This is a genomic window from Colwellia sp. 12G3 (genome assembly GCF_002836775.1).
Taxonomy (GTDB): Bacteria; Pseudomonadota; Gammaproteobacteria; order Enterobacterales; family Alteromonadaceae; genus Colwellia.
The window spans coordinates 1-1,183 of sequence record NZ_PJAQ01000058.1 but is presented as its reverse complement, the minus strand read 5'-3'; the positions used below and the strand labels follow the sequence as shown (position 1 = coordinate 1,183).

The window sequence follows — 1,183 nt, the reverse complement described above, 5'->3', positions numbered from 1 at the left end:
CGTATCTAAGCCGACTTAAATTGAGGTGAGCATTAGTCCCCATTTTTGACCGCTTTAGGCTCACATTTGCCATTAGCAGCATAAACTTAACCTCAGCTTCATAACGAACAGTTTTCGTTAAGATCCTCCCCTAGTTCATGAAAAATGTACTATTTCAACCTCTAATGAACCTCACTATCTGGTTCGATATTATGTAAATTATTTTCATCTTTGGCTATGAATCCGTCCTTAATTTTTTGTATTGCCATTGATTCGCCCAATTTGAATTTTAAGTCTTCCCACTCTTCTCCAAAGCCTTCAATAAAACCATCAACAAATAACTCAAGCTCCTTTTCAGTATATGGCGTCTTACGGTCATTGGCTGGGTTCATCCAGTCAGGTTCATTAGTCATGAGGTGTCTCCAACAAGTAATTTAATCGAGATGGTTTCATAATTATAGTTCACTTAAAGAAGGAGTAAAATAATGCATAACATTGTACTTTATCAACCAAAACCAAGTTGGAACAAAGGTAAGCTTGTAGGGCAAAAACTCCCCCTTAAGCTTGAAGAAGTATGGTCTATCAGAACAAGACTCGATTTAGCCAATAATCTTCGAGAATTAACTATGTTTAATTTAGCACTAGATTGTAAATTAAGAGCATGTGATTTCATAAAGCTTAAAGTGTCGGATATTGCTCATGGGAAAACCATTCAATCACGAGCTATGTTAATTCAACAAAAAACGGGAACTCCTGTTCAATTTGAAATAACAAAAAAAACAAGAATAGCTCTTCAAAAATGGATCTCATTTAAATCACTTCGTTCTAGTGACTATTTATTTGGAAGTAGAGTAAAAGACAATTACCATTTAACTACTCGACAATATGCAAGAATAGTCAAAAAATGGATTGCAAGTATTGGCTTGGATATAACATCCTACGGCACTCATTCAATGAGACGCACTAAAGCAACCTTGATCTATAAAAAAACCAAAAATCTGAGAGCAGTTCAGATTTTGCTTGGTCATACAAAGCTAGAAAGTACCGTTCGTTATCTTGGTATCGAAGTCGATGACGCACTTGAGATATCTGAAACTATAGATATTTAAATCGCAATTGATTTAGGAAGTATGGACGCTTCCTAACACATTGCTGACCTAAATTAGTCCTTGGAATTAGGCAGATTTACGTTCACTTAGATACG

At 35.5% G+C, this 1,183-nt stretch carries 2 protein-coding genes; one reads left to right on the top strand and one right to left on the bottom strand.

Translation table 11 applies throughout. From position 1 onward, the window contains the following. Positions 1–161: 161 nt before the first annotated feature. On the bottom strand, positions 162–392 hold the full coding sequence (locus CXF71_RS13055) for a hypothetical protein (protein ID WP_101233394.1): 231 nt from the start codon (positions 390–392) through the stop codon (positions 162–164). 72 nt (positions 393–464) lie between these two features. Between CXF71_RS13055 and CXF71_RS13050 the strand changes: the two genes are divergently transcribed. After that, positions 465–1,088 (top strand): tyrosine-type recombinase/integrase, encoded by a 624-nt coding sequence (locus CXF71_RS13050; protein WP_101233393.1) that lies wholly within the window; start codon positions 465–467, stop codon positions 1,086–1,088. Positions 1,089–1,183 lie beyond the last annotated feature (95 nt).

What these genes read in the sequence shown, in the direction of transcription:
- CXF71_RS13055 (WP_101233394.1), bottom strand. Translation starts at nt 392, where the DNA reads ATGACTAATGAACCTGACTGGATGAACCCAGCCAATGACCGTAAGACG.
- CXF71_RS13050 (WP_101233393.1), top strand. Translation starts at nt 465, where the DNA reads ATGCATAACATTGTACTTTATCAACCAAAACCAAGTTGGAACAAAGGT.